This window comes from Citrobacter sp. wls706 (assembly GCF_005281305.1).
Lineage (GTDB): Bacteria > Pseudomonadota > Gammaproteobacteria > Enterobacterales > Enterobacteriaceae > Citrobacter > Citrobacter werkmanii.
Genome location: NZ_SZXG01000029.1, coordinates 206,393 through 228,551, shown reverse-complemented (window position 1 = coordinate 228,551; position 22,159 = coordinate 206,393). Strand labels below are relative to the sequence as shown.

Here is a 22,159-nt window from a genome sequence, read left to right as displayed (position 1 = left end):
TAATGATATTTCATATCATGGATTTATGATTAATGTCCGCATTCAACAAAAACAGCGCCAGACTGCGTGATGAAGAGCGTGCGCGCCTCATCTGGTTGCTGACCACTGATAAAGCCATTATTTCCGCGCTGTTGGGCAAGCTTACCCTGGCTGAGCAATATGACGTCGGTACCTTAGCCGACGATATTGCTGAGGTAGGGGCGCTGGTGGCGCATCTGCCGCCGCCGGATCTGGCCGATACCCTCGAAGCATTACCTTCTGAAGAGCGCCACGCCCTGTGGCGGCTGGTCGAAAATGAAAAGCGCGGTAACGTCCTGCTTGAGGCGTCAGAAAACGTCTGGGACGACCTGATTGATGAGATGAGCGACCGCGAGCTGCTGGATGCGTTGCAATATCTTGATATCGACGAACAGATTTATCTGGTCCAGCATCTCCCTCGTAACCTTACGGGACGACTGCTGGCGACGTTACCGGCCGAGGAGCGGGCGCGCGTGCGCCAGGTGTTGCACTACGAGAAGAATCGCGTCGGTGCGATTATGGAGTTCGAAGTCATCACCGTGCGCCCGGACGTGACGCTGGAAGTGGTGCAGCGCTATTTACGGCGGCTGGGCAGGATGCCGGAGAACACCGATAAACTTTTCGTGACCGATCGCAATAAGGTGCTGGTCGGCGAACTGACGCTAACCTGTATCCTGCTCAATGATGTGCAGCGTAAAGTCAGCGAGGTGATGGAAGATGACCCGCTCACCTTTTCCCCGGAAGACATTGCCGAAAACGCCGCGCGCACGTTCGAACGTGACAACCTGGTCAGTGCCGCGGTGGTTGATCCTGCCGGTAAGTTGATGGGTCGTTTGACCATCGATGAGATCGTTGATGTGGTATACGAAGAGACCGATACCGATCTGCGTCGAATGGGGGGCTTAAGCGCCGAAGAGGATGTGTTTGCTCCCGTGACCAAGGCGGTAAAAACCCGCTGGGCATGGTTGGCTATTAATCTCTGTACCGCCTTTATCGCCTCGCGGGTCATTGATGGCTTTGAACATACGATTTCGCAACTGGTGGCACTGGCCTCGCTGATGCCGATTGTAGCAGGGATCGGCGGCAATACCGGAAATCAAACTATCACCATGATCGTTCGCGCGCTCGCGCTACAAAATATTCAGCCGGGAAACCTGACGTTTTTGATCCTGCGCGAGATGGGCGTGGCGCTGGTAAATGGCCTCGTCTGGGGTGGGATTATGGGCGGCATTACCTGGTGGCTGTACGATGATATGGCGCTCGGCGGCGTGATGACCCTGGCGATGATGCTTAATCTGCTGATGGCGGCGTTGATGGGGGTGATTATTCCCATGACGATGGTGAAGCTCGGGCGCGACCCGGCGGTCGGCTCAAGCGTCATGATTACGGCCATCACCGATACCGGCGGTTTCTTTATTTTTCTCGGCCTGGCAACCCTGTTTCTGATGTAGCCGCGGGTTTGCGTCTGACGATGCGCGGCAGGATGAGCATCGTCATCACCCCGGCAACCACGCCAATCGCCAGGTTGCCGGTAGTGACCGTTGCGCCGACAGTTATCAGCATAACCAGCGTTTCAGTAACGGGGATTTTCGTCAGTGTCGCGGGCTGGATACTCTGCCAACTGAAGGTTTTCACCGCCACAATCACCATAATTCCCGCCAGCACCGACATGGGTATTTTCGCCATGACTTCGCTCAATGCGGTGACTAACAGCAGCAACACAAGTCCGGCGGCAATCGTCGAAACGCGACTGCGTCCTTTGCCCATCTCGACGTTAACGATGGTTTGACCAATCATCGCGCACCCGGCAATGCCACCATAAAATCCGGCCAGAATATTGGCTATCCCCAGCCCGGCGCTCTCGCGATTCTTATTCGACGGCGTAACCGTCAGGTCATCCACCAGACGGGCGGTTAACAATGACTCCATCAAACCAACAAAAGCGATGCTCAACGCGCAGGGCCAGATAATTGCCAGAGTGTGCAGGTTGAGTGGGACGAGTAGCTGCGTTAATCCCGGCAGGCCGCCGCTCATTGAACCTTCGTCACCGACGGTTGGTAGCAGTTGTCCGCTGCTTACAGTAAATACCGTCAGCAGCACGATGGCGATAAGCGGCGCGGGGATTGTTTTAATAAACCGTGGAACCCACAGCACAATCAGCAGTGTCAGGACAAACAGTCCCCAGATTAGTGGGCTTTTACCCCAAAAATGTGGGACCTGAGCAAAGAAAATCAAAATGCCCAAGGCGTTGACAAAGCCGGTCATGACGGCTGTAGGAATGAATCGCATCAGACGCGCCATTCCCAATACACCAAACAGGATCTGAATCATCCCGGCCAGCACCACTGCAGGCAGGATGTATTGCACGCCGTGTTGATGCACCATCGGACCAATCACCAGCGCGACCGATCCTGCAGCGGCGGTAACCATTGCGGGACGACCACCTAAAAAAGACATTGCCAGGCACAACACGACGGAAGCTATCAGGCTGACTTTAGGGTCGACGCCCGCAATTACGGAAAAAGAGATCACTTCCGGGATCAGCGCCAGGGCGGTTACCACCCCCGCCAGTGTTTCACGTACCAGCAGGCGGGGTTGTCGCAGTACGGCGCGGGTGCCCTGTTCTGTCACCGCAGGGGAGGAGTGTGTTGCAGACATAGTAACTCTCAGGTCAGAAAGGGCCTGATAACAGCAGACCGACAGGCATCCGTGCGGTGAATAGCAAAGCGCAGCATAGTACGCGTCTGGCGGGCAGGTTTCCAGACGTGATTGTCAATAACCGTATAAATTATCAACGTATTAATAACATTTTTAAAATTAAAATATAATTTATAAACAATATTTAATTATTTTTACTTAAGTGTTACCGTTGGTGCCGCTCGATTTTCACCTGCATTAAAAGCAAAAAGCGATACTAAAAGTAAGGCATTAACATTATGAAAAAAGTGACTGCCATGCTCTTCACCATGGCTGTAGGGCTGAACGTTGTCTCGATGGCGGCAAAAGCGAAAGCGGCGGAAGAGCAGGAAACGGATGTACTGTTGATTGGCGGCGGTATCATGAGCGCCACGCTGGGAACCTATTTACAAGAGCTGGAGCCACAATGGTCAATGACCATGGTCGAGCGACTGGATGGCGTAGCGCAGGAAAGCTCAAACGGCTGGAATAACGCCGGAACCGGCCACTCCGCACTGATGGAGCTGAACTACACGCCTAAAAAGGCCGACGGTAGCATCAGCATTGAAAAGGCAGTCGAAATCAACGAAGCCTTCCAGATTTCCCGTCAGTTTTGGGCTTATCAGGTTAATAATGGCGTGATGCATGAACCACGCTCATTTATCACTACCGTCCCGCATATGAGTTTTGTCTGGGGCGACGAGAATGTGAATTTCCTGCGCGCACGTTACGCCGCACTGCAGCAGAGCACCTTATTCCGTGGTATGCGTTATTCCGAAGATCACGCGCAGATTAAAGAGTGGGCACCGCTGGTCATGGAAGGTCGCGATCCGAAACAGAAAGTCGCGGCAACGCGCACCGAGATTGGTACTGACGTTAACTATGGTGAAATCACGCGCCAACTGATTGCCTCGTTGCAGAAAAAGCCCAACTTTGCGCTGCAACTGAGCACCGAAGTGCGAGGCTTTAAGCGTAATGCAGACAATAGCTGGACCGTTACGGTCGCCGATCTGAAAAACAACGAAGCGGAACATGATATCAAGGCGAAGTTTGTCTTTATCGGTGCCGGTGGCGCTGCGCTGAAGCTGTTGCAGGAAACCAACATTCCAGAAGCGAAAGGCTATGCCGGATTCCCGGTTGGCGGCCAGTTCCTGGTGGCGGAAAACCCGGACGTAGTGAATCGTCACCTGGCGAAAGTGTATGGTCAGGCGTCTGTGGGCGCGCCGCCGATGTCCGTACCGCACATCGATACCCGTATCCTGGATGGCAAACGTGTCGTGCTGTTTGGGCCATTCGCGACATTCTCCACCAAGTTCCTGAAAAACGGTTCGTTGTGGGATCTGCTCAGCTCGACCACGACGTCGAACTTTATGCCGATGGTCAACGTAGGCCTGGATAACTTCGATCTAGTGAAATATCTGGTAAGCCAGGTGATGCTGAGCGATGACGACCGTTTTGCCGCACTGCAAGAGTACTATCCGCAGGCGAAGAAAGAAGACTGGCGTTTATGGCAGGCGGGTCAGCGTGTGCAGATCATTAAAAGTGATGCAGAGAAGGGCGGCGTTCTCCGTCTGGGAACCGAAGTCGTCAGCGATAAAGAAGGTACGATTGCTGCGCTGCTGGGCGCTTCGCCTGGTGCATCAACCGCGGCACCGATCATGCTACATCTGATGGAAAAAGTGTTTAAAGATAAAGTCGCCAGCCCTGAGTGGCAGGCGAAGCTGAAAACGATTATTCCGTCTTATGGTACTAAGCTGAACGGAAACGTTGAAGCAACTGAACAAGAGCTGCAATACACCAGCGAAGTTCTGGGTCTGAAATACGACAAGCCGCAGGTTGCCGATGAAGCGCCAAAACCGCAGTTGAAACCTCAGGCTCAACCGCAGCCTGAGCAGAAAGCTGTGGCGGATATCGCGCTGTAAATAAAATGCCGGATAAGCGCTGCGCTTATCCGGCATGGTTCATGCGTCTGTAGGTCGGATACGGCGGTACGCCGCCATCCGGCACATTCTCACTTATCGCGCGACTGCGTCCTGAATCTTCTCTTCCGCTTTCCAGATTCGGTATTTCACTTCCACGTTTTCCGGGGTGTAGACCACAATCGGCAGCTTGCTGTTGTAGCGCAGCATACCGTCATCACCCAGATACGCGGTAATAAATTTCTTCTCTTTCTTGCCGTCCGGGCAGGCCATCATGGTTGAAACCGGAGAGGTGACTTTGTCGAAAACATAGTAGTCGTATCCCCAACCTTCCAGCGTTTTACTGTCCAGCTCTCCACCCAGGCGGTGCTGGTTACAGTCAACTTCCAGCGTTTGTCCGATCAGCAGTTCTACTTTCAGAGTAGATTCATCTTTCTCAGGGGGAAGCTGGATAACCTGGCGCTTCATACCCTTTTCCGCTTTAGGATAAGGGGCGACTTTTTCCAGCGGCTGAGCACCGGTATCGTTACTGGCAGCCCAGGCAGAGGTGCTGGCAAAGGCGGCGAAAAGTACGGCAGGGACAATTGTCTTCATCTTATTGTTCACAGTGTTTCCTTTCTTCTGTCTTATGAACGAACCTGGAGCAGGTTAACATATTTGTGTTATCTATTAATCTGGATTTACTTATATTTAAAGTGTATTTGGAAGGGGTTTATAATCAATGTAGCGATATATTCTAAGAACTATCTTAATTATAAGATTATTCTCTTGTTGCCTTCTTCGTTGTGTATTTCATTATACAACCCATTGAAATGTGAGCAAAAGCGCATTTTTTCCCGTCAACTCAACACTCTTTTGATCCGGCAACAGCATTTACCCCGATCGGGGTATGCTCCTCTTACACATCCTGAAATATCTTACGACTAAAAATAACTACTCATAAATAGTGCAGTTTTTTATGTCGTTCAACCCGCCGGGGGAGAGCGTCATTATGGAAGGACAATGTCATGGTTGATTTATCCCGTCGAGGTATGTTGACAGGCAGTTGGCGTAACGCCAACGCAGGGATCCGTCCGCCGTGGAGCAAGGAAGATTCTCACTTTCTGGCCCATTGCCTTCGTTGTGACGCCTGCATCCAGGCGTGTGAAACCGACATCCTGCAGCGAGGCCAGGGTGGTTATCCGAGCGTAAATTTCAAACACGGCGAGTGCAGCTTTTGTTATGCCTGCGCAGAGGCCTGTCCCGAATCACTTTTTCTTCCGCGCCACACCAGGGCATGGGATCTGAATTTTACGATCGGGGAAAACTGTCTCGCACACCAGTCAGTTGAGTGTCATCGCTGTCAGGATAGCTGTGAACCCATGGCCATAACCTTTCGCCCCACGCTGTCCGGTATTTATCAGCCACAGCTCGACAATCAGGCCTGTAACGGATGCGGCGCGTGTGTCGCTATTTGCCCGGTATCAGCCATTAATGCGGAGTACAACCATGGACAGTAACTGGCAGGTCTGCAGCCTGGTCGTTCAGGCCAAAAGTCAGCATATCAATGATATCGCCACGCAGTTGCGTTCGTTTCCGGGTTGCGAAGTTGCACTTAGCGATGTGGAAAGCGGCCAGCTCATTGTGGTGGTGGAAGCAGAGCAAAGTGAAACGCTAATGAAAACTATTGAGTCAGTGCGCAACGTTGCGGGCGTGCTGGCGGTGTCGCTGGTTTATCACCAGCAGGATGAGCAAGGTGAGGAAACACCATGAAACTCAGTCGTCGTAGCTTTATGAAAGCTAACGCCGTTGCGGCCGCTGCGGCGGCTGCCGGGTTAAGCGTGCCGGGCGTAGCCCGCGCGGTAGTCGGTCAGCAAGAAGCCATCAAATGGGACAAAGCCCCGTGCCGTTTCTGCGGAACGGGCTGTGGCGTATTGGTCGGGACGCAGCAAGGGCGTGTTGTGGCATGCCAGGGTGACCCGGATGCGCCGGTTAACCGTGGACTTAACTGCATCAAAGGTTACTTCCTGCCGAAAATCATGTACGGAAAAGACCGTTTAACACAGCCGATGCTGCGCATGAGGGACGGTAAGTATCACAAAGAAGGCGAATTCACTCCGATTAGCTGGGATCAGGCCTTTGACGTGATGGAAGAGAAATTCAAAACGTCCATGAAAGAAAAAGGCCCAGAGTCTATCGGCATGTTCGGCTCGGGTCAGTGGACGATTTGGGAAGGTTACGCTGCCGCCAAATTGTTTAAAGCCGGCTTCCGTTCTAATAACATCGACCCGAACGCCCGTCACTGTATGGCGTCAGCGGTGGTCGGTTTTATGCGTACCTTCGGTATGGATGAGCCGATGGGCTGCTATGACGATATTGAGCATGCCGATGCTTTCGTCTTGTGGGGCGCGAATATGGCGGAGATGCACCCGATTCTGTGGTCGCGCATCACCAACCGTCGTCTGTCCGATCCGAATGTTACCGTCGCGGTGCTCTCCACCTTCCAGCATCGTAGTTTTGAGCTGGCGGATAACGGTATGGTCTTCACGCCGCAAACCGATCTGGTGATCCTCAACTACATCGCAAACTACATCATTCAAAACAATGCGATCAACCAGGATTTCTTTAGCAAGCACGTTAACCTGCGTAAAGGCGTGACGGACATCGGCTACGGTCTGCGTCCAACCCATCCGCTGGAAAAAGCGGCGAAGAATCCAGGTTCCGATGCTTCTGAACCGATGAGCTTTGAGGATTACAAAGCCTTCGTTGCTGAGTACACGCTGGATAAAACCGCCGAAATGACTGGCGTACCGAAAGATCAGCTGGAACAGCTGGCGCAGCTGTATGCCGATCCGAAGAAAAAGGTCATCTCCTACTGGACGATGGGCTTTAACCAGCATACCCGTGGCGTGTGGGCCAACAACCTGGTCTATAACCTGCACCTGCTGACCGGTAAAATTTCTCAGCCAGGCTGTGGCCCGTTCTCTCTGACCGGCCAGCCTTCAGCGTGCGGAACCGCGCGTGAAGTCGGGACGTTCTCCCACCGTCTGCCTGCGGACATGGTGGTCACCAACGAAAAACACCGCGATATCTGCGAGAAGCACTGGAATATCCCGACCGGGACTATTCCGGCAAAAATCGGGCTGCACGCTGTGGCGCAAGACCGTGCGCTGAAAGATGGCAAACTCAATGTCTACTGGACGATGTGTACCAACAACATGCAGGCCGGTCCGAACATCAACGAAGAACGTATGCCGGGCTGGCGCGATCCGCGCAATTTCATCATCGTTTCCGATCCGTACCCGACGGTCAGCGCCCTGTCAGCCGACCTGATCCTACCGACCGCAATGTGGGTAGAGAAAGAAGGTGCCTACGGTAACGCGGAACGACGCACTCAGTTCTGGCGTCAGCAAATTAAAGCGCCGGGCGAATCGAAATCGGATCTGTGGCAACTGGTGCAATTCTCTCGTCGCTTCAAAACAGAAGAAGTATGGCCGGAAGAGCTGCTGGCACAAAAACCGGAACTGCGCGGTAAAACGCTGTATGACGTGCTGTTTGCCACGCCAGCCGTGACCAAATTCCCGGTCGCTGAACTGGCTGAAGATCAGCTCAACGATGAATCCCGCGAGCTGGGCTTCTATCTGCAAAAAGGGCTGTTCGAAGAGTATGCCTGGTTTGGCCGTGGCCACGGACACGATCTCGCACCGTTTGACGATTACCATAAAGCGCGCGGTTTACGCTGGCCGGTCGTTGAGGGCAAAGAGACTCAGTGGCGCTACAGCGAAGGCAACGACCCGTACGTGAAAGCGGGGGAAAGCTACAAGTTCTACGGTAAGCCGGACGGTAAAGCGGTTATCTTCGCGCTGCCATTTGAACCTGCCGCTGAAGCGCCGGATAAAGAGTATGACCTGTGGCTTTCCACTGGACGTGTGCTGGAGCACTGGCATACCGGCAGCATGACGCGTCGTGTGCCTGAACTGCACCGCGCCTTCCCGGAAGCGGTGCTGTTTATCCACCCGCTGGATGCAAAAGCGCGCGATCTGCGCCGTGGCGATAAAGTCAAAGTGGTTTCCCGCCGTGGCGAAGTTATCTCGATTGTTGAAACACGCGGGCGTAACCGTCCGCCGCAGGGGCTGGTATACATGCCGTTCTTCGATGCCGCACAACTAGTGAACAATCTGACGCTGGATGCGACGGATCCGCTCTCCAAAGAGACGGATTTCAAGAAGTGCGCTGTGAAACTGGCGAAGGTGTAACGCGTTATGTCCCGGTCAGCAAAACCCCAAAATGGCCGCCGCCGCTTTCTGCGCGATATGGTTCGCGCGGCGGGCGGGCTGGCCGTCGTTGGCGTGGCGCTGGGGTTACAACAGCAAACCGCACGTGCAACCGGCGTGCGGTTACGCCCGCCTGGCGCACTGAGCGAGGAGGCATTCGCCAGCGCCTGTGTGCGCTGCGGTCAGTGCGTTCAGGCATGCCCATATGACACGCTGAAGCTGGCGACGCTGGCCTCCGGGCTGGCAGCAGGTACGCCCTATTTTGTCGCCCGCGATATTCCTTGCGAAATGTGTGAGGACATTCCGTGTGCCAAAGTCTGCCCCAGCGGCGCGTTGGACAGGGAAATTGAATCCATTGACGATTCGCGTATGGGGCTGGCGGTACTGCTGGATCACGAAAACTGCCTCAACTACCAAGGGTTACGCTGCGATGTTTGTTACCGCGAGTGCCCGAAAATCGATGAGGCTATCACCCTTGAGCTGGACCGTAATATGCGTACCGGCAAGCATGCGCGGTTTATTCCGACCGTGCACAGCGATGCCTGTACCGGCTGTGGGAAATGCGAAAAAGTCTGCGTACTGGAACAGCCAGCAATAAAAGTGCTGCCGCTGTCGCTGGCGAAAGGGGAGTTAGGACACCATTACCGCTTCGGTTGGCTGGAGGGGAACAATGGCAAATCGTAAACGTGATGCCGGGCGTGAAGCGCAGGCAAAAAAAGGATGGTGGAAGAGTCATCGCTGGCTGCTGCTGCGTCGTTTGAGTCAGTTTTTGATACTGGCGATGTTCCTCAGCGGCCCGTGGCTTGGCGTGTGGATCCTGCATGGCAACTACAGTGGCAGTCTGCTGTTGGATACCGTCCCATTCACCGATCCGCTGATTACGCTGCAAAGCCTGGCCAGCGGACACCTGCCGGCAACGGTGGCGTTAACGGGGGCGGTCGTCATCACGGTGCTGTATGCCCTTGCGGGTAAGCGTCTGTTTTGCAGCTGGGTTTGTCCGATGAACCCGGTCACCGATTTAGCCAGTTGGTTACGCAGAAGGTTTGACCTGAATCAGTCCGCGACCCTGCCGCGCTATATACGGTACGTCCTGCTGGTGGTTATCCTGGTCGGTTCCGCCTTGACCGGTACGCTGCTGTGGGAATGGATAAATCCCGTCTCTCTGCTCGGACGGAGTCTGGTAATGGGATTTGGCAGTGGTGCACTGCTGATTCTGGCACTGTTTTTATTTGATCTACTGGTCGTTGAGCATGGCTGGTGCGGGCATCTCTGTCCACTGGGCGCACTGTATAGCGTAGTGGGAAGTAAAGGCGCATTAACCGTTTCGGCAAAAGAACGTAACAGATGTAACCGCTGTATGGATTGTTTTCATGTTTGCCCGGAACCGCATGTGCTACGTGCGCCGGTGCTGGATGAGCAAAGCCCGGTGCAGGTAACCAGTCGCGATTGCATGGCCTGCGGTCGCTGCGTGGATGTCTGTTCTGAGGATGTTTTTACAATAACAACACGATGGAGTTCGGGAGCGAAATCATGAAAAGCCATGACCTGATTAAAAAGCTGAGTCAATGGACGGCCCTGCTTGCCCTGGTCGTCAGTGGGGCCGTTTGGGCTGCAAACGGAGTGGACCTAAGCCAGTCACCGGAAGTCTCAGGGACACAGGAAGGGGCGATTCGCATGCCGAAAGAGCAGGAGCGTATGCCGCTGAACTATGTGAATCAACCGCCAATGGTTCCGCACAGCGTTGAAGGGTATCAGGTGACGACCAATACTAACCGCTGTCTGCAATGCCACGGTGTGGAAAGCTATCGCACTACCGGCGCGCCGCGCATCAGTCCGACGCACTTTATGGACAGCGATGGCAAGGTATTGGCTGAAGTCGCGCCGCGTCGTTATTTCTGTCTGCAATGTCACGTCCCGCAGGCTGACGCTGCGCCGATTGTTGAAAATACCTTCACCCCCTCGAAAGGTTACGGGAAATAAGAGGTCATTATGGAAAATTCTAACCGTAAACCAGGCTGGATTAAGCGCGTCTGGCAATGGTGGCGTCGCCCCAGCCGTCTGGCGCTCGGCACGCTGTTGTTAATCGGCTTTGTGGGCGGCATTATTTTCTGGGGCGGCTTTAATACCGGTATGGAAAAGGCCAATACGGAAGAGTTCTGCATTAGCTGTCACGAAATGCGCAATACGGTGTACCAGGAATACATGGAAACCGTACACTACAACAACCGCAGTGGTGTGCGTGCGACTTGCCCTGATTGCCACGTCCCGCATGAGTGGGGCCCGAAAATGATCCGTAAGATCAAGGCCAGTAAAGAGCTGTACGCGAAAGCATTGGGGTTAATAGATACACCGCAAAAATTTGAAGACCATCGTCTGACGATGGCGCAAAATGAGTGGCGGCGTATGAAAGACAATAACTCGCAAGAGTGTCGCAACTGTCACAACTTCGAGTTTATGGATTTAACCGCCCAGAAAGGCGTTGCGGCCAAAATGCACGACCAGGCCGTGAAAGACGGGCAAACCTGTATTGACTGTCATAAAGGGATAGCGCACAAACTGCCTGATATGCGCGAAGTCAAACCGGGCTTTTAACAGGATGTAGATAACCAGGTATGCTTGAAGCCAGAGAATTACTTTGCGAGCGGGATGACAGAATACTGTTCAGCGATCTGTCATTTCGCGTCAACGCAGGGGAATGGGTACAAATTACCGGCAGCAACGGCGCGGGGAAAACCACTCTGCTGCGGTTGCTTACCGGGCTGGCGCGTCCCGACGCAGGGGAGGTTTGCTGGCAAGAACAACCCCTGCATCACGTGCGGGACAGCTACCATCAGCAATTGCTGTGGATCGGACATCAGCCGGGGATAAAAACCCGGCTTTCGGCGTTGGAGAACCTGCGTTTTTTCCATCACGACGGTGATATCGCACAGTGTCTGGACGCGCTGGCGCAGGCGGGACTTGCCGGATACGAAGATATTCCGGTGAATCAGCTCTCCGCCGGACAACAGCGGCGCGTGGCGCTGGCCCGTTTGTGGCTGACCCGCGCCCGGCTGTGGATCCTCGATGAACCCTTTACCGCCATTGATGTGAACGGCGTTGAGCGACTGACTCAGCGTATGGCACAGCACACGGAGCAGGGCGGTATTGTTATTCTTACCACCCACCAGCCGCTTAATGTTGAGACCAGTAAAGTGCGACGAATTGCGCTGACCAGCGAGAGGGCAGCGCAATGATGTGGCGAATCTTCCGTTTAGAACTGCGAGTTGCGTTTCGTCATAGTGCGGAAATCGCCAATCCTTTATGGTTCTTCCTGATTGTTATCACGCTGTTCCCTCTGAGCATTGGGCCGGAGCCACAGCTGCTGGCGCGTATTGCGCCGGGCATCATCTGGGTTGCGGCGCTGCTGGCGTCATTGCTGGCGCTGGAGCGCTTGTTTCGTGATGACTTACAGGACGGCAGCCTTGAGCAACTGATGCTGCTGCCGCTGCCGCTTCCGGCGGTCGTGCTGGCGAAAGTGATGGCGCACTGGGTCGTAACCGGTTTGCCGCTGTTAATCCTCTCGCCGCTGGTGGCATTACTGTTGGGCATGGATATGTACGGCTGGAAAATTATGGCGCTGACCTTGCTGCTCGGTACGCCGACGCTGGGTTTTCTCGGCGCGCCGGGTGTGGGTTTGACGGTGGGCTTAAAGCGCGGCGGCGTGCTGTTAAGCGTGTTGGTACTCCCGCTTACCATACCACTACTGATTTTTGCGACCGCCGCGATGGATGCGGCTTCCATGCACTTGCCTGTTGAAGGATACATGGCGATTCTGGGGGCGTTGCTGGTAGGCAGCGCCACGTTAAGCCCGTTTGCCACGGCTGCGGCGTTACGGATCAGCGTGCAGTAATGCGGACAGGATTTGCAGGCCGGGCAAGGTACTCCGGCAAAACGGATATTAATTAATGGAGTCTGGTGACTGAACTATGTGGAAAACACTTCATCAATTGGCGATGCCCCCTCGGCTCTATCAGATCTGCGGCTGGTTTATTCCGTGGCTGGCGATTGCCAGCGCGGTGGTACTCATAACGGGATGGGTCTGGGGCTTTGGCTTCGCGCCGGCTGATTATCAGCAGGGACAGAGCTATCGCATCATTTATCTGCACGTTCCGGCGGCAATCTGGTCGATGGGAATTTATGCCTCGATGGCTGTTGCGGCGTTTATCGGCCTGGTCTGGCAGATGAAAATGGCCAATCTGGCGCTGGCTGCGATGGCGCCCATTGGCGCTGTGTTTACCTTTATTGCGTTGGTGACGGGGTCCGCATGGGGCAAACCGATGTGGGGAACCTGGTGGGTCTGGGATGCTCGACTCACCTCAGAACTGGTGCTGCTGTTTCTCTACGTTGGCGCCATTGCGCTATGGCATGCGTTTGATGATCGCCGCCTGGCAGGGCGTGCCGCCGGTATTCTGGTGCTGATTGGCGTGGTCAACTTACCGATTATTCACTACTCGGTCGAGTGGTGGAATACGCTGCATCAGGGGTCAACCCGTATGCAGCAGAGCATCGATCCGGCAATGCGCGCGCCGCTGCGTCTGGCGATCGTCGGCTACCTGTTACTGTTTGTCACGCTGGCGCTAATGCGCATGCGTAACCTGATTTTGATGATGGAAAAACGCCGCCCGTGGGTGAGCGAACTGATCTTAAAAAGAGGCCGCCAATGACCCCTGCATTTGCATCATGGAGTGATTTTTTCGCGATGGGCGGTTACGCCTTGTATGTCTGGCTGGCTGTCGCCATGAGCGTTATTCCGCTACTGGTGCTGGTGCTGCATTCTGCGTTACAGCATCGCGCAATTTTACGCGGTGTGGCTCAGCAGCGGGCGAGGGAAGCGCGCATGCGCGCAGCGCAAGTACAACGGGAGGCGGCGTGAATATTCGACGTAAAAATCGGCTATGGATAGCCTGCGCGGTACTGGCAGGTCTGGCGTTGACCATTTCGCTGGTGCTCTACGCGCTGCGTTCCAATATCGATCTGTTCTACACCCCGGGAGAGATACTCTACGGTAAGCGTGAAACGCAGCAGATGCCTGAAGTCGGTCAACGTCTGCGCGTGGGTGGGATGGTGATGCCGGGCAGCGTGAAGCGCGATCCGCAATCGCTAAAAGTAAATTTCAGCATCTATGACGCCGAAGGTGTGGTGGATGTGACCTATGAAGGCATTTTGCCGGACCTGTTCCGTGAGGGGCAGGGCGTCGTCGTTCAGGGCGAGCTGGACAAGGGAAATCATGTGCAGGCTAAAGAGGTTCTTGCCAAACATGATGAAAACTACACCCCGCCGGAAGTCGAAAAAGCGATGCAGGAAAACCACCGTCGCCCGGAAAGTGTTTATAAGGATAAAACGTCATGATGCCTGAAATTGGCAATGCGCTGTTGTGCCTTGCGCTTGGCGTTGCATTACTGCTGTCGGTCTATCCGCTGTGGGGCGTGGCGCGCGGCGACGTGCGGATGATGGCCTCAGCACGGCCCTTTGCCTGGGTCTTGTTTATCTGCGTGATGGGGGCGTTCCTGATTCTGGTTAATGCCTTTGTGGTTAACGACTTTACCGTGACCTACGTCGCCAGTAACTCCAATACCCAACTTCCGGTCTGGTATCGGGTCGCGGCGACCTGGGGCGCGCATGAAGGCTCGCTGCTGCTGTGGGTGTTGCTGATGAGCGGCTGGACGTTCGCCGTCGCAGCGTTCAGCCAGCGCATGCCGCTGGATATCGTCGCCCGCGTGTTGGCGGTGATGGGGATGGTCAGCGTCGGCTTCCTGCTGTTTATCCTGTTTACCTCTAATCCGTTTGCCCGCACGTTGCCCAACTTCCCTATCGAAGGGCGCGACCTCAACCCGCTGTTGCAGGATCTGGGACTGATTTTCCATCCGCCGTTGCTGTACATGGGGTATGTCGGTTTCTCGGTGGCTTTCGCGTTTGCGATCGCCGCGTTGATGAGCGGGCGTCTGGACAGCACCTTCGCTCGCTTTTCGCGTCCATGGACGCTGGCGGCGTGGGTGTTTCTGACGCTGGGGATTGTACTCGGTTCGGCCTGGGCCTATTACGAGCTGGGCTGGGGTGGCTGGTGGTTCTGGGATCCGGTTGAGAACGCCTCCTTTATGCCATGGCTGGTGGGTACAGCCCTGATGCATTCGCTGTCGGTAACCGAACAGCGCGCCAGCTTCAAAGCCTGGACCCTGCTGCTGTCAATCAGCGCCTTCTCGCTGTGCCTGTTGGGTACTTTCCTGGTACGTTCCGGCGTATTGGTTTCGGTGCATGCTTTCGCCTCAGACCCGTCGCGAGGGATGTTTATACTGGCCTTCATGGTGCTGGTGATTGGCGGTTCCCTGCTGCTGTTTGCAGTGCGTGGGCATAAGGTTCGCTCGCGGGTAAACAACGCGCTGTGGTCGCGTGAATCGCTGCTGTTGGGCAACAACGTCCTGCTGATCGCCGCTATGCTGGTGGTGTTACTGGGCACGCTGCTGCCGCTGGTGCACAAACAGCTTGGGCTGGGCAGCATTTCGATTGGCGAGCCGTTCTTCAATACCATGTTCACCTGGCTGATGGCGCCGTTTGCGCTGCTGCTGGGCATTGGGCCATTAGTGCGCTGGGGCCGTGACCGACCACGTAAACTGAAAACGTTACTGATCATCGCGTTTGTCACCACGCTTATTCTGTCGCTGCTGCTGCCGTGGCTGTTTGAGGATCGCATTGCCGCCATGACGGTGGTGGGGCTGGCGATGGCGTGCTGGATAATTGTGCTGGCCATGTCCGAAGCGTACCTGCGCATTTCTCGTGGAACAAAGCTGACGCCAAGCTACTGGGGGATGGTATCAGGTCATGTGGGGCTGGCGATTACCATTGTTGGTATTGCCTTTAGCCAGAATTACAGCGTGGAACGCGATGTGCGCATGAAAGCGGGCGATAGCGTCAGTATCCATAACTATCAGTTCACCTTCCGTGAAGTAAAAGACATTACCGGACCAAACTACCGGGGCGGGGTCGCCATTATTGGTGTCACGCGTGATGGTAAACCGGAAGCCACGCTGCATGCGGAGAAACGCTTCTATAACAGTACCAGTTCCATGATGACCGAAGCGGCGATTGACGGCGGGCTTACGCGCGATCTGTATGCTGCGCTGGGTGAAGAGCTGGATAACGGCGCATGGGCTGTACGTTTGTATTACAAACCGTTTATTCGCTGGATTTGGGCCGGAGGGTTGCTGATGGCGCTGGGCGGGGTGTTCTGCCTGTTTGATCCACGCTATCGCCAGCGCACGCGCCCGCGTGTCGCGGTGCAAAAAAATGCGTCGGAGGCTGTATGAAGCGCAACGCACTGTTAATACCGTTTATTATTTTTCTCATCATTGCAGCGGCGCTGCTATGGCAGTTAGCGCGTAACGCGCAAGGAGACGACCCTACTAATCTGGAGTCGGCGTTAATCGGCAAACCTGTTCCGACGTTCCGCCTGGAATCGCTGGAAAACCCGGGGCAGCATTATCAGGCCGATGTGCTGACGCAGGGGAAGCCAGTGTTGCTGAACGTCTGGGCGACCTGGTGTCCGACCTGTCGCGCCGAGCATCAGTATCTGAATCAACTGTCTGCGCAAGGCGTGCGGGTAGTGGGCCTGAACTATAAAGACGATCGTCAGAAAGCCATTGTCTGGCTGAAAGAGCTGGGCAATCCTTACTCATTAAGTCTGTTTGACGGCGACGGTATGCTCGGCCTCGATCTTGGCGTGTACGGCGCACCGGAGACGTTCCTGATCGACGGGAAAGGTATTATTCGCTATCGCCATGCCGGCGATCTGAATGCCCGCGTGTGGGAAAGCGAGATCAAACCGTTGTGGGACAAGTACAGTAAGGAGGCTGCGCAATGAGATTTTTATTGGGCCTGCTGATGCTGGTTATCTCGGGATCCGCGCTTGCGACTATCGACGTAATGCAGTTTAAGGATGAAGCGCAGGAGCAGCAGTTCCGCCAGCTTACCGAGCAACTGCGTTGTCCTAAATGTCAGAACAACAGCATTGCCGACTCTAATTCAATGATCGCCACCGACCTGCGTCAGAAAGTGTACGAATTGATGCAGGAAGGCAAAAGCCAGAAAGAGATTGTTGACTACATGGTGGCGCGCTACGGCAACTTCGTCACTTACGATCCGCCGTTAACTCCGCTGACCGTGCTACTGTGGGTGATGCCTGTGGTAGCGATTGGTCTTGGGGGCTGGATTATTTTCGCCCGTACTCGCCGACGCGTACGGGTGAAACAAGAAGAGTTTCCTGACGACATTATCCCGGATGGCAAGCGCGGTGGATTCGGACTCTTTGTGCCCGGCATCGTGGTGGCGCTGGTGGTTGGCGTGGTGAGCTATTATCAAACTGGGAACTATAAACAGGTGCAGGTCTGGCAGCAGGCCACCGCTCAGGCTCCAGCGCTGCTGGAGCGGGCATTGGATCCGAAAGCCGACCCGTTGAATGAAGAAGACATGACGCGTCTGGCGCTGGGGCTGCGCACTCGCTTACAGTCCGATGCCGGAAACGTCGAAGGCTGGATCATGCTCGGACGTATTGGCATGGTACTCGGTAACGCCAGTACGGCTACTGAAGCCTATGCCAATGCCTATCGACTGGCTCCTAACAACAGCGATGCGGCGCTGGGTTATGCGGAAGCATTGACCCGTTCTTCCGATCCTGATGATAACCGTCGGGGAGGGGAGTTGTTGCGCCAGCTGATAAGAGGCGAGCATGCTAACGTGCGCGTATTGAGCATGTATGCTTTTAACGCTTTCGAACAGCAGCGCTTCGGCGAAGCTGTTGCGGCGTGGGAGATGATGCTGAAATTATTGCCCGCTAACGATACCCGTCGGGCGGTAATAGAACGCAGTATTAAACAGGCGATGGAGCAGCTAACGCCGCAGGAGAAGTAAGAGTGGAAGGGGCCGGATGGCGACGCAAAGCGTCTTATCCGGCCTTGCGATGCTCGTGATTTGTAGGCCCGATAAGCGTAGCGCCATCGGGCAATATCTGGTTATTGCATTCCGCGCGTTTGCAAAAACAGAATAGTGGCAGCAACGCGAGAGCGCACATTGAGTTTGCGCAGCAGGTTGCGAATATGCACCTTCACCGTCTGTTCGGAAATATTTAATACCGAAGCAATCTGTTTATTCGACAGCCCCTGAGCCAGTTCGTGTAACACATCCAGCTCGCGTTCGGTGAGAATGCTGAACGGATCTTCTTGTGCGCCGAACAGGTCGCGTTCGCGCAGATATTCACTGACGCGTGTACTAAACGCTTTACCGCCTTTAGCGCCGCTGCGAATGGCCTCCAGCAGGACTTCAGGATCGCTGTCTTTGAGCAAATAACCATCCGCACCCGCGTCAATTAAGGCGTATACATCGCTGGCGGCATCCGAAACGGTCAGAATGATAATTTGTGCGGTAACGCCGTCCCGACGCAGCGCATTCAGGGTATCCAGCCCACTCATACCTTTCATATTGAGATCTAACAGGATCACGTCAAGGTCCAGACGGTTTGCCAGATCGATCGCACTTGCGCCGTCACCTGCTTCGGCCACCACGTTAAATGCGGGATCCAGTTGCAATAATTGACTAATTCCCCGCCGCATTAGTGGGTGGTCGTCGACAATCAGCACCCGAAAAGGCGTTGCTTCAGGCATACTATTCTCCTGAGTTTTATTAGTATCATTATTGTTTTCAGCGCATCAATCGTCCAGGTTCATCGCGCTGATGAGAGGGTAAATTTTACCCCAATTTGTGCATGGGTAAGTAGTAAAACCTGTGCTGAAAGCCGTGGTGGCGCGGAACATTGAATCGCAGGCATAAAAAAACCAACCACAAGGGTTGGTTTTTTTTGAGGATTTTTGGTCGGCACGAGAGGATTTGAACCTCCGACCCCCGACACCCCATGACGGTGCGCTACCAGGCTGCGCTACGTGCCGACGCTATGGCTGATAATACTACTGCTTTCCACCGCGAATGCAAGAGGATGGCTTGCTAACTGATTTATAATTAATCAGTTAGCAATGAATCGCTTCTCATCCGTCAGAACTTGCAGCAGCAGGCTCAGCTGCGGTTTCTGATCTTTTATCTTCTCACCGTGTAAATCATACGTCTGATAATTACCGTTGTTGTTAAGCACCAGCGTCATCTCTGGCGTGGTAATCGCCAGCGTGCTGCCGTCGGCGGCGGTAACCCAGTAATGGCGGCGGGTTGCATTAAACAAATCCTGGCCCTGCGAGTACTCGTTAGCTGGCGTACTGACGTGGAGCAGACGTTGCATAAGCGTCGTCATCAGGTCTGTATGATCGGTCAGGCTATTGATGCGCTGAGCAGGTGTTCCCGGCCAGTGAATAATCAGAGGAACCTGCAGATGGCCGCGCGACCACGCAAAGCTGTTCTCTTCCTGAGTCAGCGGCACGCCCCGACCAGCAGTAATAATCACCACCGTGTTGTTCAGTTTACCGGAGTCGCGCAGGGCGCTAAGGATCCGGTTAATGTTGGCATCCACATCCTGAGCGGCATTGGCGTAGCGTTTGGCAAAGTTCTTCTGGTTGCTGTCATCCAGGTTCGTTCCGTTAAAGGAGACCCAGGAGAACCAGCGGTTATCTTCCTGTGCGTAGCGGCCTAACCAGTTAATCCACTGACTTGCGGTTTGCTCGTCAGACTGCGTTTGCACGCTCGGCATAGAGAAATCTGACAGTAGCGCCTGGCGATAAAGCGGGCTGGTAAAGCCATCCGAGGAGAATAGCCCCAACTGATACCCCTGCTGGTTCAGTGCAGAGATCAGCGCCGCAGGCGTTCGGGTCGACAAAATGCCGTCCATGTAGCTTGGGGACACGCCATAGAACAGGCCAAAAATCCCGTTATCTGTGGTGTTGCCTGTGCTCATGTGACGCGTAAAGGAGATATTCTGCCCAGCGAATTCAGCCAGCGCTGGCATCTGTTTTTCAAAACGGGAGTAGTTCAGGCCGTCTACGGTAATCAGCAGAACGTTCTGGCCGGTTCCCATATCGCGGTAGCGCAGGTCGCTGAGCGGGTATTGTACGGAAACTGCTTCCGGGTTTCCCTGCTCGATCAGGCGGCGTTGATATTCTTGCGCATCCAACAGACCGTGTTTTTCCAGAAACTTACGCGCCGTCATCGGGTAGGAGAGCGGCAGGTTCGCGCGTTGCATGGTAATAGGGCGATAGAAATTGGCGTCTGCCCAGATGTACACCACATGCGAGGCGATAAAGGAAACGAAGAAGAATGCTGCTAAGGGTTTCGCAAAATGGCGACGACGCGTCAGGCTGCGCAGCTTTTGCCAGCTCCAGGTCGCAAACAGCATTTCGATTAACAGAATAACCGGCACGCTGATAAACATCAGTTGCCAGTCACGCGCCGCTTCATTCTGGTCAGGGTTAATGACCAGTTCCCAGACGATCGGGTTGAGGTGCAGGTGGAAGCGGGTAAAAACTTCGCTGTCGATTAACAACAGCGTCATGCCCGCCGTCGCCAGGATAGCTGATAAGAATCGCATCAGCCTCTGGGACATGACGATAAACGTCAGGGGAAACAGGATCAGCAGATAGGTGGCAAACACCAGGAAGCTAAAATGCCCGACAACGCTCAGGTAGGAATAAACGCGCCCTGCAAGCGTAGTCGGCCAGTCGGCGACAAACAGGTAACGGCTACCGAGTACCATGGCCAACAGAATGTTGAACAAAGCAAACCAGTGCCCCCAGCTAACCATCTGGGAGACTTTCTCACGGTAGCGCTGACGATGAGTTACCATAAACTGTTGTTCGTTTCCCCGGAGCAGGCTCTTAATGCGCTTGGTCGTCGTTTACCGAAGACTGCAATGCGCGGGCAAAAGAGTTGGCAATCGCCTGGCGCTGGGCCGGTGCGATGCTTGTATTGATAAGGTTAGTCACCATGTTTCCCAGTACCATCAGGGAAAGATCGGTCGGCGCCTTATGTTTTTCCAGTACGTTGAGCATCTCATTCAGCAGTTGTTCAACGTGTTCGTCACTATAGCGGGAAATTTGTGGCATAAATCGAAATCAGTCTGTTCATGAAAGGGCAACATATTACCGTACGGACAGTTTTTTTTCTGCTTTTTTATCTTCTATTGCGTCACTGCCCGGCAGGTGGTTGAATACCGCCCGGTCTAAAAGGAGAGTTTATCATGAGTCTGGATATCAACCAGATTGCCCTGCACCAGCTTATCAAACGTGATGAGCAAAACCTTGAGCTGGTCTTGCGCGATTCATTACTGGAACCGACAGCGACCGTTGTCGATATGATGGCTGAACTGCATCGGGTGTATAGCGCCAAGAATAAAGCCTATGGCCTGTTCAGCGAAGAGAGCGAGCTGGCGCAAACGCTGCGTTTACAGCGTCAGGGCGAAGAGGATTTTCTGGCTTTTAGCCGTGCCGCGACAGGGCGTTTGCGGGACGAGCTGGCGAAATATCCTTTTGCCGACGGCGGTATTGTCCTGTTCTGCCATTACCGCTATCTGGCGGTAGAGTATCTGCTGGTTGCCGTGCTGAACAATTTAAGCAGCATGCGCGTCAATGAAAATCTGGATATCAACCCGACGCACTATCTGGATATCAATCATGCGGACATCGTGGCGCGTATTGATTTAACCGAGTGGGAAACCAATCCGGAGTCCACACGCTATCTGACGTTCCTGAAAGGGCGGGTAGGGCGCAAAGTCGCCGATTTCTTCATGGACTTTCTCGGCGCCAGCGAAGGTCTGAACGCCAAAGCGCAAAACCGCGGTCTGCTGCAGGCGGTCGATGACTTCACCAATGAGGCGCAACTGGATAAAGCCGAGCGCCAGAATGTGCGTCAGCAGGTCTACAGCTACTGCAACGAGCAGCTACAGGCCGGTGAAGAGATTGAGCTGGAGTCGCTGTCTAAAGAGCTTTCCGGCGTCAGTGAAGTCAGCTTCAGCGAATTTACCGCTGATAAAGGGTATGAGCTGGAAGAGAGCTTCCCGGCGGATCGCAGTACGCTGCGCCAGTTAACCAAATTTGCCGGCAGCGGCGGTGGGTTAACCATTAATTTTGACGCCATGCTGCTGGGCGAGCGTATTTTCTGGGATCCGGCGACGGACACGTTAACCATCAAAGGTACGCCGCCGAACCTGCGCGACCAGCTCCAGCGCCGCACGTCGGGCGGGAAATAAAACCATTTGCCGGGTGGAGGAGGAAACGCCTTATCCGGCCTGCGTGATCTATCTTTAGCGCCAACAGAATCCCATAAAAAAACCCC

General features: G+C 54.4%; 23 protein-coding genes and 1 tRNA gene. 18 read left to right on the top strand and 6 right to left on the bottom strand.

Annotation, left to right across the window (positions count from 1 at the left end; translation table 11 throughout):
• Nucleotides 1-32: 32 nt before the first annotated feature.
• The gene (mgtE, locus tag FDW92_RS06010) at nt 33-1,469 is read left to right on the top strand and encodes a magnesium transporter (protein WP_042307178.1); all 1,437 of its coding nucleotides are present in this window, start codon (nt 33-35) and stop codon (nt 1,467-1,469) included.
• Here mgtE and FDW92_RS06005 read toward each other — a convergent pair.
• Nucleotides 1,432-2,676, bottom strand: coding sequence for a SulP family inorganic anion transporter (locus tag FDW92_RS06005; RefSeq protein WP_042307180.1), 1,245 nt, complete (start codon nt 2,674-2,676; stop codon nt 1,432-1,434). The genes mgtE and FDW92_RS06005 overlap by 38 nt on opposite strands.
• Before the next feature lie 278 nt (nt 2,677-2,954).
• Here FDW92_RS06005 and mqo point away from each other — a divergent pair, with 278 nt between their 5' ends.
• Nucleotides 2,955-4,616 carry a malate dehydrogenase (quinone) gene (gene mqo, locus FDW92_RS06000; RefSeq protein WP_042307182.1) on the top strand — a complete coding sequence of 554 codons (1,662 nt, stop codon included), beginning with the start codon at nt 2,955-2,957 and terminating at the stop codon, nt 4,614-4,616.
• 93 nt (nt 4,617-4,709) lie between these two features.
• Here the strand turns inward: mqo and eco are convergent, their stop codons facing one another.
• The gene (gene eco, locus FDW92_RS05995; RefSeq protein WP_042307223.1) at nt 4,710-5,207 is read right to left on the bottom strand and encodes a serine protease inhibitor ecotin; all 498 of its coding nucleotides are present in this window, start codon (nt 5,205-5,207) and stop codon (nt 4,710-4,712) included.
• Nucleotides 5,208-5,620: 413 nt separating this feature from the next.
• On the opposite strand from eco, the gene napF reads away from it, so the two are divergent.
• From napF to FDW92_RS05920, 15 genes are all read left to right on the top strand, one after another.
• Complete coding sequence (gene napF / locus FDW92_RS05990) at nt 5,621-6,112, top strand: ferredoxin-type protein NapF (RefSeq protein ID WP_038642195.1); 492 nt, start codon at nt 5,621-5,623, stop codon at nt 6,110-6,112.
• Nucleotides 6,102-6,365 (top strand): chaperone NapD, encoded by a 264-nt coding sequence (napD, locus tag FDW92_RS05985; protein WP_038642193.1) that lies wholly within the window; start codon nt 6,102-6,104, stop codon nt 6,363-6,365. The genes napF and napD overlap by 11 nt, the downstream gene beginning before the upstream one ends.
• Entirely contained in the window at nt 6,362-8,848 is a 2,487-nt protein-coding gene (gene napA / locus FDW92_RS05980) for a nitrate reductase catalytic subunit NapA (protein ID WP_137400585.1), read from the top strand. Before napD ends, napA begins: the two co-directional genes overlap by 4 nt.
• 6 nt (nt 8,849-8,854) lie before the next feature.
• Nucleotides 8,855-9,550 carry a ferredoxin-type protein NapG gene (gene napG, locus FDW92_RS05975; protein WP_003834629.1) on the top strand — a complete coding sequence of 232 codons (696 nt, stop codon included), beginning with the start codon at nt 8,855-8,857 and terminating at the stop codon, nt 9,548-9,550.
• On the top strand, nt 9,537-10,400 hold the full coding sequence (gene napH / locus FDW92_RS05970; protein WP_042307187.1) for a quinol dehydrogenase ferredoxin subunit NapH: 864 nt from the start codon (nt 9,537-9,539) through the stop codon (nt 10,398-10,400). The genes napG and napH overlap by 14 nt, the downstream gene beginning before the upstream one ends.
• On the top strand, nt 10,397-10,846 hold the full coding sequence (napB, locus tag FDW92_RS05965) for a nitrate reductase cytochrome c-type subunit (RefSeq protein WP_038642185.1): 450 nt from the start codon (nt 10,397-10,399) through the stop codon (nt 10,844-10,846). Before napH ends, napB begins: the two co-directional genes overlap by 4 nt.
• 9 nt (nt 10,847-10,855) lie before the next feature.
• Complete coding sequence (gene napC, locus FDW92_RS05960) at nt 10,856-11,458, top strand: cytochrome c-type protein NapC (protein ID WP_003027548.1); 603 nt, start codon at nt 10,856-10,858, stop codon at nt 11,456-11,458.
• Nucleotides 11,459-11,478: 20 nt separating this feature from the next.
• On the top strand, nt 11,479-12,099 hold the full coding sequence (ccmA, locus tag FDW92_RS05955) for a cytochrome c biogenesis heme-transporting ATPase CcmA (protein WP_042307189.1): 621 nt from the start codon (nt 11,479-11,481) through the stop codon (nt 12,097-12,099).
• On the top strand, nt 12,096-12,755 hold the full coding sequence (gene ccmB / locus FDW92_RS05950) for a heme exporter protein CcmB (RefSeq protein WP_003027542.1): 660 nt from the start codon (nt 12,096-12,098) through the stop codon (nt 12,753-12,755). Before ccmA ends, ccmB begins: the two co-directional genes overlap by 4 nt.
• Before the next feature lie 76 nt (nt 12,756-12,831).
• Nucleotides 12,832-13,569 (top strand): heme ABC transporter permease, encoded by a 738-nt coding sequence (locus FDW92_RS05945; RefSeq protein WP_006683732.1) that lies wholly within the window; start codon nt 12,832-12,834, stop codon nt 13,567-13,569.
• The gene (gene ccmD, locus FDW92_RS05940; RefSeq protein ID WP_005129320.1) at nt 13,566-13,778 is read left to right on the top strand and encodes a heme exporter protein CcmD; all 213 of its coding nucleotides are present in this window, start codon (nt 13,566-13,568) and stop codon (nt 13,776-13,778) included. The genes FDW92_RS05945 and ccmD overlap by 4 nt, the downstream gene beginning before the upstream one ends.
• Nucleotides 13,775-14,254 carry a cytochrome c maturation protein CcmE gene (gene ccmE, locus FDW92_RS05935; protein ID WP_042307191.1) on the top strand — a complete coding sequence of 160 codons (480 nt, stop codon included), beginning with the start codon at nt 13,775-13,777 and terminating at the stop codon, nt 14,252-14,254. The genes ccmD and ccmE overlap by 4 nt, the downstream gene beginning before the upstream one ends.
• Nucleotides 14,251-16,206, top strand: a complete 1,956-nt coding sequence (locus tag FDW92_RS05930) for a heme lyase CcmF/NrfE family subunit (protein ID WP_137400584.1) — start codon at nt 14,251-14,253, stop codon at nt 16,204-16,206. Before ccmE ends, FDW92_RS05930 begins: the two co-directional genes overlap by 4 nt.
• Nucleotides 16,203-16,760, top strand: coding sequence for a thiol:disulfide interchange protein DsbE (gene dsbE, locus FDW92_RS05925; protein WP_003834613.1), 558 nt, complete (start codon nt 16,203-16,205; stop codon nt 16,758-16,760). The genes FDW92_RS05930 and dsbE overlap by 4 nt, the downstream gene beginning before the upstream one ends.
• A complete protein-coding gene (locus FDW92_RS05920) occupies nt 16,757-17,806 on the top strand; it encodes a cytochrome c-type biogenesis protein CcmH (protein ID WP_042307195.1) in 1,050 nt (349 codons plus the stop codon). Before dsbE ends, FDW92_RS05920 begins: the two co-directional genes overlap by 4 nt.
• 101 nt (nt 17,807-17,907) lie before the next feature.
• Here the strand turns inward: FDW92_RS05920 and narP are convergent, their stop codons facing one another.
• The 4 genes from narP to FDW92_RS05900 all read right to left on the bottom strand — a co-directional run bounded on the left by narP (nt 17,908) and on the right by FDW92_RS05900 (nt 20,931).
• A complete protein-coding gene (gene narP / locus FDW92_RS05915; protein ID WP_016153764.1) occupies nt 17,908-18,555 on the bottom strand; it encodes a nitrate/nitrite response regulator protein NarP in 648 nt (215 codons plus the stop codon).
• A gap of 205 nt (nt 18,556-18,760) precedes the next feature.
• Nucleotides 18,761-18,837 (bottom strand) — tRNA-Pro (locus FDW92_RS05910).
• A gap of 74 nt (nt 18,838-18,911) precedes the next feature.
• A complete protein-coding gene (gene yejM / locus FDW92_RS05905) occupies nt 18,912-20,672 on the bottom strand; it encodes an LPS biosynthesis-modulating metalloenzyme YejM (protein WP_042307247.1) in 1,761 nt (586 codons plus the stop codon).
• 31 nt (nt 20,673-20,703) lie between these two features.
• Nucleotides 20,704-20,931, bottom strand: coding sequence for a YejL family protein (locus tag FDW92_RS05900; RefSeq protein ID WP_003027506.1), 228 nt, complete (start codon nt 20,929-20,931; stop codon nt 20,704-20,706).
• Nucleotides 20,932-21,065: 134 nt separating this feature from the next.
• Here FDW92_RS05900 and yejK point away from each other — a divergent pair, with 134 nt between their 5' ends.
• Nucleotides 21,066-22,073: a nucleoid-associated protein YejK gene (gene yejK / locus FDW92_RS05895; protein ID WP_042307249.1), complete on the top strand. Its 1,008-nt coding sequence runs from the start codon at nt 21,066-21,068 to the stop codon at nt 22,071-22,073.
• The last annotated feature ends 86 nt before the right edge of the window (nt 22,074-22,159 follow it).

Coding starts and splice junctions, on each gene's coding strand:
- mgtE (WP_042307178.1), top strand. CDS start 33: ATGTCCGCATTCAACAAAAACAGCGCCAGACTGCGTGATGAAGAGCGT.
- FDW92_RS06005 (WP_042307180.1), bottom strand. CDS start 2,676: ATGTCTGCAACACACTCCTCCCCTGCGGTGACAGAACAGGGCACCCGC.
- mqo (WP_042307182.1), top strand. CDS start 2,955: ATGAAAAAAGTGACTGCCATGCTCTTCACCATGGCTGTAGGGCTGAAC.
- eco (WP_042307223.1), bottom strand. CDS start 5,207: ATGAAGACAATTGTCCCTGCCGTACTTTTCGCCGCCTTTGCCAGCACC.
- napF (WP_038642195.1), top strand. CDS start 5,621: ATGGTTGATTTATCCCGTCGAGGTATGTTGACAGGCAGTTGGCGTAAC.
- napD (WP_038642193.1), top strand. CDS start 6,102: ATGGACAGTAACTGGCAGGTCTGCAGCCTGGTCGTTCAGGCCAAAAGT.
- napA (WP_137400585.1), top strand. CDS start 6,362: ATGAAACTCAGTCGTCGTAGCTTTATGAAAGCTAACGCCGTTGCGGCC.
- napG (WP_003834629.1), top strand. CDS start 8,855: ATGTCCCGGTCAGCAAAACCCCAAAATGGCCGCCGCCGCTTTCTGCGC.
- napH (WP_042307187.1), top strand. CDS start 9,537: ATGGCAAATCGTAAACGTGATGCCGGGCGTGAAGCGCAGGCAAAAAAA.
- napB (WP_038642185.1), top strand. CDS start 10,397: ATGAAAAGCCATGACCTGATTAAAAAGCTGAGTCAATGGACGGCCCTG.
- napC (WP_003027548.1), top strand. CDS start 10,856: ATGGAAAATTCTAACCGTAAACCAGGCTGGATTAAGCGCGTCTGGCAA.
- ccmA (WP_042307189.1), top strand. CDS start 11,479: ATGCTTGAAGCCAGAGAATTACTTTGCGAGCGGGATGACAGAATACTG.
- ccmB (WP_003027542.1), top strand. CDS start 12,096: ATGATGTGGCGAATCTTCCGTTTAGAACTGCGAGTTGCGTTTCGTCAT.
- FDW92_RS05945 (WP_006683732.1), top strand. CDS start 12,832: ATGTGGAAAACACTTCATCAATTGGCGATGCCCCCTCGGCTCTATCAG.
- ccmD (WP_005129320.1), top strand. CDS start 13,566: ATGACCCCTGCATTTGCATCATGGAGTGATTTTTTCGCGATGGGCGGT.
- FDW92_RS05930 (WP_137400584.1), top strand. CDS start 14,251: ATGATGCCTGAAATTGGCAATGCGCTGTTGTGCCTTGCGCTTGGCGTT.
- dsbE (WP_003834613.1), top strand. CDS start 16,203: ATGAAGCGCAACGCACTGTTAATACCGTTTATTATTTTTCTCATCATT.
- FDW92_RS05920 (WP_042307195.1), top strand. CDS start 16,757: ATGAGATTTTTATTGGGCCTGCTGATGCTGGTTATCTCGGGATCCGCG.
- narP (WP_016153764.1), bottom strand. CDS start 18,555: ATGCCTGAAGCAACGCCTTTTCGGGTGCTGATTGTCGACGACCACCCA.
- yejM (WP_042307247.1), bottom strand. CDS start 20,672: ATGGTAACTCATCGTCAGCGCTACCGTGAGAAAGTCTCCCAGATGGTT.
- FDW92_RS05900 (WP_003027506.1), bottom strand. CDS start 20,931: ATGCCACAAATTTCCCGCTATAGTGACGAACACGTTGAACAACTGCTG.
- yejK (WP_042307249.1), top strand. CDS start 21,066: ATGAGTCTGGATATCAACCAGATTGCCCTGCACCAGCTTATCAAACGT.